This window comes from Pseudomonas cyclaminis, assembly GCF_015163715.1.
In the GTDB taxonomy this organism is placed as follows: Bacteria; Pseudomonadota; Gammaproteobacteria; order Pseudomonadales; family Pseudomonadaceae; genus Aquipseudomonas; species Aquipseudomonas cyclaminis.
In genome coordinates this window covers 1-12,564 of the sequence record NZ_JADDUM010000096.1, presented here as the reverse complement: position 1 = coordinate 12,564, position 12,564 = coordinate 1, and the positions used below count along the sequence as shown (strand labels likewise).

Genomic DNA, 12,564 nt, shown 5'->3' with positions numbered 1-12,564 from the left:
CTGGCGTCATACACCGGGTTGTAGCTTGGCTTCCAACCACACCGATTCACCATTGCTCGCCTGGCGCTCGAACGTCCCGGATTGAAATTGGCCGGTGCGCAGGTTCGACCACAACTGGTGGTACTCGGCGCTGCGGGCGAACGCTGGTGTGCAGAACATTCGATGGGGCTGCCCCACCACCTGCTCGGCGCGATAGCCCATGGCTTTTAGGAAGTTGTCATTGGCCCGCAGCACATTGCCTTGCGGGTCGAATTCGATCACCGCCATGGAACGCTCGATGGCATCCAGCATGCTGGCCTGGTGGGCCACAGTGTGTTGCAGTGTGTTGATGGTTTTTTTATGGGCGTTGAATAGCATGGTCAGGACTCGGGCAGGCAGCATCGGGGTTTTCCATGTCTGGGCGCTTGCCCCGTTCGGCGCTTGGCCTACGGTTGACGTGCTCATTGTCGGCTTCCTGATGCCGACAGAAGGAGTTGGAACAAGGCGTTCAGAGTGATCAGCCTGACAAGAAGTTCGCCCGGAGGGCAGGACCTTTTTTGGGTAGGCGACAAATGGTGGCTCTGTGCTATCCCTGCTGGGGTGCATCGCGGCTGTATCAGGCCGAATAGGCCACTCTTTCGTCGCTCATATTCACCCGGTTACGCCCGGTATCTTTCGCTGCATAAAGCGCCCGGTCCGCCGCGTTCAGCCACATGGCCGCGTCCTTGAAAGAGGGCTGGAAGTCCGCCAGGCCGATGCTCAGGCTCACGCGCAGCTCGGGAATGTTCGGGGCGCGATAGTTGCTGAAAGTTTCGCGCATGCGCTCCATGACCCGTGCGGCTTCGTGCTGGGTCATTTGCGGAAGAATCACACAGAACTCATCGCCCCCGTAACGTCCAGCCAAGTCGTTTTCCCGCAGGTTGCGCCTTAATTCCAGGCTCAATTGGCGCAACACGGCGTCACCGACGATATGGCCATGGCAGTCGTTGATCTGTTTGAAATGATCGATATCGATCAGCGCAATCGTGGCGTGGGTGTGCTGTTGCTGGCACTTATGGAACTTGAGGTGCAGCAAGTCTTTCCAGGAGCCGTGATTGAGCAATCCCGTGAGGCTGTCGATGCGGCTCAAGGCACTGAGGGCGCGCTTGTGGTCGGATAGTTTGATTGCCAATTGATAGCAGATCATGCCGATGGCCATGGGGTAGAAGGTCAGCATCGGCAGGCACGCGTAGACCTGAACCAGGCTGACGCTGGGGTTGAAGTGCAGGCCAAACAGCAATACCGCGACCCCGGCACCCAGCAGTTGGGCCAGTGCGCCACGTAACAGCAGGCGTTTGCCGCCGGCGGCGACGTTGTTCATGGACACCATCGAGAGCAAGGTCACGGTGGTCAGGGGCGCAAACTGCAAGGTCGCAGCCCAGAAGCCGCTGAATAACGCGTCATACACCAAGTTGCGTCGTTCGGCGTCGTAGGGGACTTTGGCGCGAGTTGCCAGTTGATACGCCAGGTGCGGCCAGACAAAACCATTGGCCAGCAGCGCTGCCCAGATCCACCCAGGCGCAGTCATTGGATATAAGGCGGCGATCACACTGATGCTGCACAGGGCAGAACCGATGATCCTGGGCCTGTAGATGCGCTTGGCAAACGAGAGTCCCTTGCCTTGTCTGTTTTCCATAAAGTCCTGGGTGAGCTGCTTTTTATACCTATACGGCGGCGCCCGTTCGCTGGATCAACCGTTGATCGGATAAGGCCGATGAATATTGTCAGTTATTCCCGTGGGAATAATCAGTGTCCTTCCAGGCCATTTACGCAAAACAGAGGGCGAAAGCGTCAAAAACGACTTTAAGTGTCGCTTACGCAACAGGCATTACGGTGCGGGGGTGGGCCTGACTTCGTAGCCGGCCAGGAACAGGTCAATGGCGGACTCGATCACACTGGCCTGGTTCTCGGCATCCAGGGTCGGCTGGCCGAGCGTGATCTGCGGCCAGAACGCGAAGGCTTTGAGCAAACTCTGGATCTGGTGGGCGGCAAAGGCCGGGTCGGTGCAGGAGAGGCGGCCGTCTTCCTGGGCGGCACGCACCCACTGGGTGAAGCCTTCTTCGCGCTGGCTCAGGCGGCTGACCATGTCTTGTGCGCGTTCCGGCGAATGGATGGTGGCGGCAATGGCGACTCGGGCGAGGTCGAGGAAGTTGGCGTCCGCCATCATCTTCATCTTTGCCTCCAGCAATGCGCGCAATTGCTCACGCAGCGGCCGGTCGCTGGCGTAGCAGACATCGAGTTGGGCGACGCTGCTCGCCCAGAGCTGGTGAAGAATTTCGGCGAACAACTCTTCCTTGCTGGGAAAATGGTTGTACACCGTGCGCTTTGAAACGCCGGCGTGGCGGCGATCTTGTCCATGCTGGTGACCTCGAAACCGTTATCGCGAAACTCAGCGATGGCCGCCGCCACGATGGCTTGGCGTTTACGGTCAGTGAGGCGTTGAGGGGCAGTCATGGATGGCGCTCGGCTCTTGAAGGAAAATTACACTTGGTAGTTTACTTGCTCCCGGTTTTGTTGCAATCTTGAAACTACACTGTGCAGTGTAATTTATGAGCGGACCCTAGGAGTCACTCTGCAATGGCCACCTACTCACCCCGTGTCGACCGCTCGCCTGCAGCGCTCAAGCCTGCCGAGCAAGGCAAGACGCACTTCAGCAACGATGCCCCTGTGCAACACGGCGGGTTTGGCAAAACGTTGCGTATCTTCTGGAACATGTTGTTTAACAAACCACGCACCACGCGACCGGTGGGAGCGATCCCGGTACAACCGCTGACCCGCGAGCAATTGCTGGCGGCACCCGATCACAGCGTGTTTCGCCTGGGGCATTCCACCGTATTGCTGAAAATGCGCGGGAAGTTCTGGGTGACTGACCCGGTATTCGCCGAGCGTGCCTCGCCGTTCAGTTGGGCCGGCCCCAAGCGCTTCCATCAGCCGCCGATCAGTCTTGAAGCGTTGCCTGATCTGGAAGCAGTGATTCTTTCCCACAACCATTACGACCATCTTGACCGCAAGGCTGTCGTCCAATTGGCCGCCAAGACCCGCTACTTTCTCGCGCCGCTCGGCGTGGGTGACATTCTGGCCAAGTGGGGCGTTGACGCCAGCAAGGTTCGCCAACTGGACTGGTGGCAAGGCATCGAGGTTGAGGGCATCCGTTTTGTGGCCACGCCGGCGCAGCATTTTTCCGGGCGTGGCCTGTTTGATGCCAACCAGACCCTATGGTGTTCCTGGGTGATGATTGATGGCGCACGAAGGATCTTTTTCAGCGGCGACACCGGTTATTTCGATGGCTTCAAGCGCATCGGCGAGCAATACGGCCCGTTCGATCTGACGTTGATGGAAACCGGTGCTTACAATGTTGACTGGCCCCATGTGCACATGCAGCCGGAGCAAACCCTGCAAGCGCATATTGACCTCAAGGGCCGCTGGCTGCTGCCGATCCACAACGGTACTTTCGATCTGGCGTTTCATGCCTGGCATGAACCGTTTGACCGCATCATGGCGCTGGCGTGGGAGCGCAATGTGTCGATTACTACGCCTGCGATGGGCCAGGCATTCAGTTTGAATCAGCCTGAGCGTGGGTCTGCCTGGTGGCTGGAAGTAGAGACTCAAAAAGGTCCACAAGAGCACCTTTTGAACTGATGGAGGAGGTGTGGGAAAAAGGAGTTTGCAGGTTGTTTCAGGGCTGCGACACACGCCAGCGAAGGATGCGATGATCCCCGGAAATTGACGGTTCAGGGGGCGTTCTGATGGAAAGCAAATGTAGTAAAAATCCGCGAACAGAGGCGGCTTGCCCGCTGGGGCATCCGTTGGCTGCGCTTATGGACATGACAGGACGGGCGCCGTCATGTCCTCCTCCGCCCTCCGATCAAACCTCTCCCCGCAGTATCGCTTTTGGTGTCGATCAACATCTTCAGGTCCATCCCAAGGATGGCGTTTTGATCCCCGGTTACAACGTACCGGCACTCCCTATAAAACCCGTGCGTGACCCCGCGTTGACGCTGATTGCCTTGGGTGGCATCGAACCTGAGGGGCCGGTAATGGTGGAGGTGCCTCTGGTGCAGAACAACAGCACCTTTACGCCCGACAGCATGCTGGCGGGTCGACGCGTTGGTTTTGCTGACCGCTATGGGCGCGGCGGTGAACATGAACCCATCAAGCACCGGACGTCGTTCACACGAGCGTTGGAACTGTTACGACAGGCCGGGGTGCTGCTGCTGCCCGTGCCAGCACAACGGGTCGATGACTCACTGCAATTCGACCTGCACACGCGCAATGAAATCGATGACCTTATGAATGAGTACCGGCTGGATGCGCTGGTGTCTGACAGTCAGAGTGCCGCGTTCCACGGGGCGTGCTGGAGTGGATACCCGAGGCTGGGTGAGCCATTGGGGGAGGGGACTACGTTGTGGTTCTACGGGGCGCGATGGTCGAAGGATTCACTGGCTGCCCTGGTGCAGGGCTATCGCAGTGTGCGTGGCCTGGCGGATGCACAGTAGGGGCTACCTGCGGTGATGAACAATCCTACGTGATGAGTTACCTGCTTCATGCAGGCTGGGCTGAGGGAAGTTTTTAGACTGGCGCAAGGGTCAACGGTGATCCTTCGTTATTTCATACTCTTCCCTAGGGGTCGTTCATGTTTGGTATTGGTTATGGTGTGAACAGGTTCGTAAACCATGCAGCCTCTTGGATGGTGCTTCAGTCGACAGATGTGGCTCCCCAACCGGTGTCGCCGGGAACGGAATACGCCAGTGTTCGCGAACTCAGTGAACAAATGGCCCGGCCGGGTGGGCTGACCTCGCAAGACCTGGTCAGTTTTCTGCAGGCGCGTATTCGAGAACGCGACCCTGCATTAAACGCGATCATCGAACTCAACCCCCAAGCGCTGGAGATTGCTCGCGAACTGGACCTGGAACGCGCCGACGGCAAGGTGCGAGGCCCACTGCACGGCATTCCGGTGCTCCTCAAGGACAATATCGAGACGGGCGACACCCAGCAAACCAGTGCAGGCGCCTTTGGATTGGTGGGCGCCGCTGCGACTAAGGATGCGTTTATCGTCGAGCGCCTGCGTGAGCAAGGCGCAGTTATCCTGGGTAAAACCAACCTGACTGAACTGGCCGGCTTTCGCGGCGGCCCCGATGGTTTCAGCCAGCGGGGCGGGCAAACGTTCAACCCTCATCAGGCGGATGCAGAGGTCGGAGGGTCAAGCTCAGGCTCGGCTGTCGCGGTCGCCGCGGGCTTGGCGCCCTTGGCCGTTGGCACTGAAACCAATGGTTCGATCATCGTACCGGCGGCGTTTAACGGCGTGGTCGGTTTGAAACCCAGCGTGGGCTTGTTGAGCCGCAGCGGCATCATTCCGGCCAGCCATCGACAGGACACGCCGGGGCCCATGACGCGCTCGGTATTTGATGCCGCGCTGATGCTCAACGTCATGTCAGGCAACGACCCTCAGGATGCGCAGAATGCGAATGCCCCAACGGCAATCGACTACACGGCGCTGCTGAAGCCTGGCGCCTTGAAGGATAAGCGCATCGGTTTTCCCGCGACCTTTTCCGCGAATGGTGAAAGCTTGGCGGTGGACGATAGCCCACAATTCAAGAAAACCCTTGAAGTACTTCGTGCACAAGGTGCCGTGCTGGTACCGGTGAACTTGCGCTTGGCGGACTCGACACGTTATGACGAGTTGCTGCTTGCCGATGTAAAGGATGAGCTGAATGAATACCTGGAAAAGCGCAATGGGTTGCCGGTCAAGTCAGTGTCCGAGTTGATTCAGTTCAATGAACAGCGTGATGGCACCGACATCGACCACCAGCCTGTGCTCAAGGAAATCGACGCGTCCACCTTGACGGCCGAGGAGCGCAAGCCTCTATGGGATGCCCTTATCCAGGATTTTCGCAGCACCGTGGATGAACTGATTGACGGGCAAAAGCTCGACGCCATGGTGTCGGACTTCGAAACGAACAGCTACTTTGCGGTTGCCGCAGCTGGCTATCCAGGGATTTCGGTCCCTTCCGGCAAGGATGAGCGGGGCGCGCCGACCAGTGCGTACTTCTTTGGGGCCCGCTGGACCGAGCCCACACTGCTTGCCGTGGCACATGGTTATGAAGAGGCCGCGAAAGAACATCCCAAGGTCGGACGCTAAGTCATCATGAGGTTCTCGGTATTGGCTTGCCCGACGCTATGCACCATTGGGTTGGGCAGTGGCCGAGTCGATTGATACGCTGGTTGAGCCCATCAACCGAGACATGATGCCCCGTGCCATGGGTTCAGCTGGAGCGGTGTCAAAGCGGCGCGCACTCATTCCCCACCCCGGCGCAAACCCCGGGAAAAACACCAGCCCTTCTGCTTCCAGCCGAAACGCCAGGATCAAACGGGTTTCATCATCCACCTCGCCCTGGCTTTCAAGCTGTTGAACCAACTCGACAGCCACGCCCGCGTGACGGGCCAGGTCTTGCCTGCTCCAGCCCAGCATCGCACGGGCCTGTGCACTGTGCTTGGCGGTGAATTGGTGCAGGACGATCTGCTGTTCTACGAAAGAGCTCATTGCCAGGGAGGACATGGGGTTTCTCCAGGGTTCGACGGGGGAGGACAAACTATACTGTGTTTTTGTACAGTTGTTTTGACCGCTCATCAACTGGATTTTTTTGGTGTCCTCTGTGCGGGCTTTTACCCAGCGCTGGATTGAGGGGGTTTTGAACATCGCATTGAAGCGGCGCTCACACTGAATGTGCTGACGCCTTCAGAGTCCCGGCGCCTCTCGAATAATCAGATGAGCCAGGTTCTCGATATTCGCACTGAACACCCCGAACGTCTGCTCGGGGTTCTTCTGGCTTGGGACGTGCTTGAGTGCTGGCGTCACCCCGTAGAAGAAGCAATACAGCGCCCGCTCACTGTCCACTGCCGCCTTGATCTGCTCCAGGAACGCCGTGCGCTTGCGGTAGTTTTCGATGAGTTTTTTGCTCAGGTACACATTGACGGAGTAGGGCTTCTTGTCGAGCCATACCTTCTTCTCGAAGTCGATGCGAAAGCTGCTGGTGTAATCCTTGATCGCCTTGATCTTGCCCCAGTAGATCAGGCCCTTGTTGTCTTGCAGGTATTCGATCTTCTTGAAAAACGTCCAGTACGTCGCGGTGTGCTCGCCGATTTTCAGCGGCATGCGCTTGAGCGTGTCCTTGTCGTCGATATTGGACACGAAGCACTCCACCGGGTGGGCGAATACGCTGGTTTTATCCGGAGTGGTGTCGCTGCTGCTGACAGATCGGCTGGCGAGGCTTGAAGGAGTTTTCGCAGGCTCCTGTGGGATCTGCGCCTCGGCACCGGCCACCGGCGTGCTGCGCGGGTACGTACGTCGAGTCAGTAAAAATTCCGACGGGAAATGGTCCTCGCGCTCGTCATCGGTTTCATCGGTAGCGCCCTTGTGCGTGCTGGCGTAGCGGCACCCTTCGATGTGCCGGGTGCTGGTCTTGTTCTTGAAATGCGGCGTGCGCACGTAGTTGACGTTTTTTGCATTGAACGTGCTCAACGCATTGCCCGTATTGAACGCCCCTCGGCACGCATCGTTGGGACAGAGGAAACTGTCCTTATCGGAGTCGTAGGCAGCGGTTTCGTCGAAATTCAGGTCTCGTACGTCGTAGATCGACAGCTTGTCATCGAGACTCAGGCTGTAGGCCGTGTCGAATTTCATGGGGCTCGGGTCCGTGAGAAGTTTCGCTATTAATAGCGGGATCCCACGTAAATATCAGCAAGAACCTGCAACCCGCCGCCCACTCAAGAAGCATAAGGTGCCACCCACCGCCGTCAGTGCGCCCAACGCATAGAACATGCTCGTGGGCGCTGCATTGATCAGCAAGTAACCACAAATCACCGGACTCATCGCCCCGCCAAACGCCGCCAGGTTCTGGGCGCCGTAGTAACTGCCGCGCAGGGCATCTGGGGCGATGGTGTCGATGAACAGGTACTCCGAGGGATAGATGATCATCTCGTCCAAGATGAACACGAACATCGCCAGGCACCAGGTGAGCAGGCTGTCTGCCTGGCTGAAGCCGATCAGCCCCGCAATGAACAGCACGGTTCCCAGCAGGATCCAGTAGCGCAACCGTTCACGCTTGAGAAACCGGCCGATCTGGTACTGCATCAAAAATCACGGTAATGGCATTACAGACCAGTACCGCAGACAGAATTTTCAGCGCCTCGGCAGGCTTGTAGGCAACCAGCAGAAACTGCGACAGATACAGGGTGTAGCGCCTGTGGACAATGGTGCTCAACAAGCTGCCGCTGGTGAACAGGATCAGCGTGCGGTCGCTGCGCAGGGTGTGCAGAAAACTCAGGGGGTTACTGCTGTCATCGCGTTGTGTGGGCGGGATACCGAGCATCAGGAACACACTGCTGAAGGCAATCGCGCTGGCGATCAGGAACGGCGCCAACGGCATGTGCCCGGCAATCACCATGCCGACCATGGGGCCCGTGGCATAGCTATAAACCCGTATCGCTAGCGTTTTCAAGGCGAGAAGTGGATTTATTAACGAATTTGAGCACTCATTACTATTTTCGCGACCGCAGCGGATGACGGGCCTGTTTCATGAAGACCGCGAGCTGCTTGGTTTGTCGAAAATCAACGTTCGACCAGTAACGAAATGTATATCCCATTGACATATCCATTCCGTGGTGTAGCGTTGCGTAATCACACGACCACTGGAGGTAGGCCATTATGGACCAAGGTTCTGTATTTCAAAGCAACCGCAGCCAAGCTGTACGTTTGCCAAAGGCTGCTGCGCTGCCGGATGACGTAAAACGTGTAGATGTCGTCTCAATCGGTAGGGCCCGAATCATTACCCCAGCCGGTGAGTCATGGGACAGCTGGTTCGATGGCGAGGGTGTCACGCCGGACTTCATGAACGACCGGGATCAGCCTGCTGACCAAGAGCGGGAATCTTTTTAATGCTCAAGTTCATGCTCGATACCAACATCTGTATCTTCACAATCAAAAACAGACCCCAGCAAGTGCGCGAAACATTCAAAAAGCACTATGGCCAACTAGCTATCAGTACAGTAACCCTGATGGAGCTGATTTACGGCGCGGAAAAATCACCTAACCCAGAGCGAAACCTGGCTGATGTCGAAGGCTTTGCAGCACGTCTGGAAGTTTTGAAATACGACCAGGATGCCGCTATGCACACAGGCCAACTTCGTGCTGAGCTAGCGAGAGCTGGTACTCCGATAGGTTCATACGACCAGATGATCGCTGGGCATGCCCGTTCGCAGGGCCTGATTATGGTCACTAACAACCGGCGCGAGTTCGACTGCGTGCCAGGTTTGCGGGTAGAAGATTGGGTGTAAGCGGCGTGTTAAAACGCCGTCCCGAATACGGCTTACGCACCACGCGGATCCAAATGTGGGAACTGTCGAGCCCCAACGGGGCTGCGAAGTGATCGACTCGGTGTTCCAGCCGATCCCAATTACCCCCATCACCGCTGCAACCGAGCCCGCTTTTTCTTCTTCGCATGAAAATGCCGAAAATGCGCATCCTGCGCCGCCGCCAGCAACTCCCGATCCCCACGCGTATCGCCCCAGGCCCGCAGCCGATACTCGCCCAGGTCGCCGTACACCGCCTCAAGCCGCAGCACCTTATTCTCACACCGGCAGTTATTCCCGGTGAGCTTACCGGTCAGCACCCCCTCCACCACCTCAAGCTCCGTCCCAATCAACCGGATCCCCAACCGATCCGCAAACGGCTGCAACACCAACGCCGGCGACGCCGAACACAGCGTCACCACCGCGCCCGACCCCAACTCCTGCTCCACCGACAGCACGCCGGCCGGCCGCATCAACCGCGCCCAATTGCGCTGGCAATACTCCTCGGCCTTCTGCTGCACCCACGCCTTCTCCACCCCGGTCATAAAGGTGCGGATCAACTGCGCCTTCAACTCATCCCGGCTGATCTGCCGCACCAAAAAGCGCAGCCCAGGCACCGCCAGCTTGACCATCCGGCCATAAAACTCACTGGTGCCAAAGGCAAACTTGAGGAAGGGCACGAAACTGTCGTGGTGGGTCAGGGTGCCGTCGAAGTCAAAGACGGAGAGTACTTTGGCGTCAGCGGGGCCGGCTTCGAGCATGTCTGGGTTCACGGGTTGGCCTCGGTCCTATCTAGTATTTTTTTGAGTGTGCATCAGGTGTGACAGCAGGAGTCTACTCCCGTGCCAATCTTCCAATCTTGGCGTAAAGCCCTTCGGTGAAAGCCATCCGGTCACTCGACCGGTGACAACGCTGATGGCAATTGGGGCACAAGGCTACAGCATTGGAGATGCGATCCGAACCCTTCTGGGCGAGGTGCTTGACGTGATGTACTTCAAGAAATGGCAAACCGTCGACTTCAAAAGGCGCGTTTGAGCCGCAGCCTTCGCAGATGCCGTTGGCTTCTTTCAACACCCAGGCGCGGACCTTTGGATCACGGACGAAGGCCGTGCTGACGGTCGATACCTTCTGCGGCTGGGCAATGCCGTCCGGTAGCTTAGGGAAAGGTTGCTGCTGCAGTTTGGACGCGCGGCGGATAAGCGTTTGCTCATCCGCTGTTTGGGCGGCGTCGTCGGATTCGAATACACCCTGTGCGGCGAGGGCTTGGCGGATACGTTGCTCTACGCCTGTGCCCACGTTCTTTGCAGGCTTATAGCCTTCTATGCGGTCCCAGCCCATACGCACAAGCACGGTGGAAATGTTTTGCATGCGGAATTCGATGGAGCCCTTTGCACGGCCTGCCACCGGGCCTTCACGCAGAAGGCGGTTTTCGAGCGCTTTGTTGAAAGATTGGCCGCTCTTTTCCCAGGCCAACATCTTTAAGTACGCTTCGACCGCTGCTGCCAGTTCCGCGTCGTTCCAGTCCGTTTTGTCTTTCGTAGTATCCATACAGCCGCCGAGGGTAGAAAACCCTCGGACGATACTGAGTAGCCATTATGGCGTCTACGAAATTTCCTACGCGTCGTTGGGCTTTGGCGGTCGTTTACGTCAGTAAATTCGCTGCTTCGTTCGGAACGGTTGAATGAGCTTTCGCCACCACGGAGTTCTTACCGGCTCTCTGCGATAGGTTCGATTCACCAATAAATACGGCATATCCCTAAGACGTATCCAGCCTTCATCCTGCCAATGCAGAAGGTTTAGCGACATCTCCGGCCAATCCAACAGGCTCAATAGTGGTCGGTCCACCGTTTGTGGCTGACGCTCGTCCCGCAACGTCGGGACGACTTCGTGGGTGAGCCAACTGCGTAGTCGTCGGTTCTCTGGTGCGTAGTGATAGACCAGCAGTGCATATGCACCGGATTCGCTGATCATCAGCATTTCTTCCGGTTGACCGTGAAACAGCAACTTCAGGTATTGCCGTTGATCGTCATCGAGCTTTCGAGTCGTTCGTTCATCTAGGTAGCAGCCCATCAAGCGGCCGAGGTCGCGCGCGCAGAACCACGGTTGGTTTTCTAAAAGGAGGGCATGTAGAAGAAGATTTTGTCGGGTGAAAATAATGGCAATTGAAGGCGCAGGTAGGACTACCTTCTTGGCGGCCGGTAAGTCGAGCTGATATGGACTAGGCATTTCCTATGACCTCTACGTGATTTTCGGAAGGGCCAGGGCCCAACGTAGAGAGCGGATTTAAGAAACTCCAACTGGCTTGGCCTCGATACAACACTAAAATTCCGCATGACTAGGTCATGTGGATTTCGGCTGTGTGAGTGAGGCTAGCTTCTACGTTGGGCGTTTCTTAGGCACCGGTGAGCGAGGCTATCAGTATCGAACCTCGCATCAACTACTTTCTGGATGATCTCTGCGTAAGACCGTTCCTATTCAGTTCTTAGGGCATAAAAAAGCCCTGAACAAGTCAGGGCTTCTTAAGGGGGTCTAGCTCAGGAATCAATCCCAGCTCAACGCCCCACCCGTCTGATACTCGATCACACGGGTTTCGAAGAAGTTTTTCTCTTTCTTCAAGTCCATGATTTCGCTCATCCACGGGAACGGATTCGTCGTCCCTGGATACTCTTCCTTCAAGCCAATCTGCGACAGACGACGATTCGCAATGAACTTGAGGTAGTCCTCCATCATCGCCGCATTCATGCCCAACACACCGCGAGGCATGGTGTCGCGAGCGTATTCGATCTCCAACTGAGTCCCTTGCAGAATCATCTGGGTCGCTTCTTCCTTCATCTCGGCATCCCACAAATGCGGGTTTTCGATTTTGATCTGGTTGATCACGTCGATACCGAAGTTCAGGTGCATCGACTCATCGCGCAGGATGTACTGGAACTGCTCGGCCACGCCGGTCATTTTGTTGCGGCGGCCCATGGACAGGATCTGGGTGAAGCCGCAGTAGAAGAAGATGCCTTCCAGGACGCAGTAGTAGGCGACGAGGTTGCGCAGCAGCTCTTTATCCGTCTCGACGGTGCCGGTTTCGAACTTCGGATCGGAGATGGAGCGGGTGTATTTCAGGCCCCAGGCTGCCTTTTTGGCGACCGATGGAATCTCGTGGTACATGTTGAAGATCTCGCCTTCATCCATGGCCAGCGATTCGAT

The 12,564-nt window shown here is 57.1% G+C and carries 12 protein-coding genes and 3 pseudogenes; 5 read left to right on the top strand and 10 right to left on the bottom strand.

The genetic code is table 11. The features are described 5' to 3' along the window. The 3 genes and pseudogenes from IQK56_RS13755 to IQK56_RS13745 all read right to left on the bottom strand — a co-directional run. Positions 1-357: pseudogene (locus IQK56_RS13755) on the bottom strand (PAS domain-containing protein); the annotation flags it as partial. A 238-nt stretch (positions 358-595) separates the two neighbouring features. Further along, positions 596-1,654, bottom strand: coding sequence for a diguanylate cyclase (locus IQK56_RS13750; RefSeq protein ID WP_150675660.1), 1,059 nt, complete (start codon positions 1,652-1,654; stop codon positions 596-598). A 192-nt stretch (positions 1,655-1,846) separates the two neighbouring features. After that, positions 1,847-2,472 (bottom strand): annotated as a pseudogene (locus tag IQK56_RS13745) (TetR/AcrR family transcriptional regulator). A 123-nt stretch (positions 2,473-2,595) separates the two neighbouring features. On the opposite strand from IQK56_RS13745, the gene IQK56_RS13740 reads away from it, so the two are divergent. The 3 genes from IQK56_RS13740 (at position 2,596) to IQK56_RS13730 (ending at position 6,157) form a co-directional block, all read left to right on the top strand. Next, a complete protein-coding gene (locus IQK56_RS13740) occupies positions 2,596-3,657 on the top strand; it encodes an MBL fold metallo-hydrolase (protein WP_193863233.1) in 1,062 nt (353 codons plus the stop codon). Positions 3,658-3,953: 296 nt separating this feature from the next. Beyond that, positions 3,954-4,514, top strand: a complete 561-nt coding sequence (locus IQK56_RS13735; protein ID WP_246500222.1) for a hypothetical protein — start codon at positions 3,954-3,956, stop codon at positions 4,512-4,514. A 137-nt stretch (positions 4,515-4,651) separates the two neighbouring features. Continuing rightward, positions 4,652-6,157, top strand: coding sequence for an amidase family protein (locus IQK56_RS13730; RefSeq protein WP_193863235.1), 1,506 nt, complete (start codon positions 4,652-4,654; stop codon positions 6,155-6,157). Positions 6,158-6,193: 36 nt separating this feature from the next. Here the strand turns inward: IQK56_RS13730 and IQK56_RS13725 are convergent, their stop codons facing one another. The 3 genes and pseudogenes from IQK56_RS13725 to IQK56_RS13715 form a co-directional block, all read right to left on the bottom strand. Continuing rightward, a complete protein-coding gene (locus tag IQK56_RS13725) occupies positions 6,194-6,574 on the bottom strand; it encodes a helix-turn-helix domain-containing protein (RefSeq protein WP_122308872.1) in 381 nt (126 codons plus the stop codon). A gap of 180 nt (positions 6,575-6,754) precedes the next feature. Further along, entirely contained in the window at positions 6,755-7,699 is a 945-nt protein-coding gene (locus IQK56_RS13720) for a hypothetical protein (protein ID WP_193863237.1), read from the bottom strand. Between the two features lie 54 nt (positions 7,700-7,753). Continuing rightward, a pseudogene (locus IQK56_RS13715) lies at positions 7,754-8,486 on the bottom strand (MFS transporter); the annotation flags it as partial. Between the two features lie 236 nt (positions 8,487-8,722). On the opposite strand from IQK56_RS13715, the gene vapB reads away from it, so the two are divergent. Together vapB and vapC are read left to right on the top strand one after the other, a co-directional pair. Then, positions 8,723-8,953 (top strand): type II toxin-antitoxin system VapB family antitoxin, encoded by a 231-nt coding sequence (vapB, locus tag IQK56_RS13710; protein ID WP_034135537.1) that lies wholly within the window; start codon positions 8,723-8,725, stop codon positions 8,951-8,953. Next, complete coding sequence (gene vapC, locus IQK56_RS13705; RefSeq protein ID WP_150761639.1) at positions 8,953-9,351, top strand: type II toxin-antitoxin system tRNA(fMet)-specific endonuclease VapC; 399 nt, start codon at positions 8,953-8,955, stop codon at positions 9,349-9,351. Before vapB ends, vapC begins: the two co-directional genes overlap by 1 nt. A gap of 128 nt (positions 9,352-9,479) precedes the next feature. Here vapC and IQK56_RS13700 read toward each other — a convergent pair whose 3' ends face one another. From IQK56_RS13700 to IQK56_RS13685, 4 genes are all read right to left on the bottom strand, one after another. Further along, positions 9,480-10,127 (bottom strand): HAD-IB family hydrolase, encoded by a 648-nt coding sequence (locus tag IQK56_RS13700; RefSeq protein WP_193863245.1) that lies wholly within the window; start codon positions 10,125-10,127, stop codon positions 9,480-9,482. A gap of 73 nt (positions 10,128-10,200) precedes the next feature. Next, positions 10,201-10,914 carry an HNH endonuclease gene (locus IQK56_RS13695; RefSeq protein WP_193863239.1) on the bottom strand — a complete coding sequence of 238 codons (714 nt, stop codon included), beginning with the start codon at positions 10,912-10,914 and terminating at the stop codon, positions 10,201-10,203. 99 nt (positions 10,915-11,013) lie between these two features. Next, the gene (locus IQK56_RS13690; RefSeq protein WP_122308862.1) at positions 11,014-11,592 is read right to left on the bottom strand and encodes a BRO-N domain-containing protein; all 579 of its coding nucleotides are present in this window, start codon (positions 11,590-11,592) and stop codon (positions 11,014-11,016) included. Between the two features lie 315 nt (positions 11,593-11,907). Next, on the bottom strand, positions 11,908-12,564 hold a 657-nt coding region (locus IQK56_RS13685), incomplete at its 5' end, for a ribonucleotide-diphosphate reductase subunit beta (protein WP_193901730.1).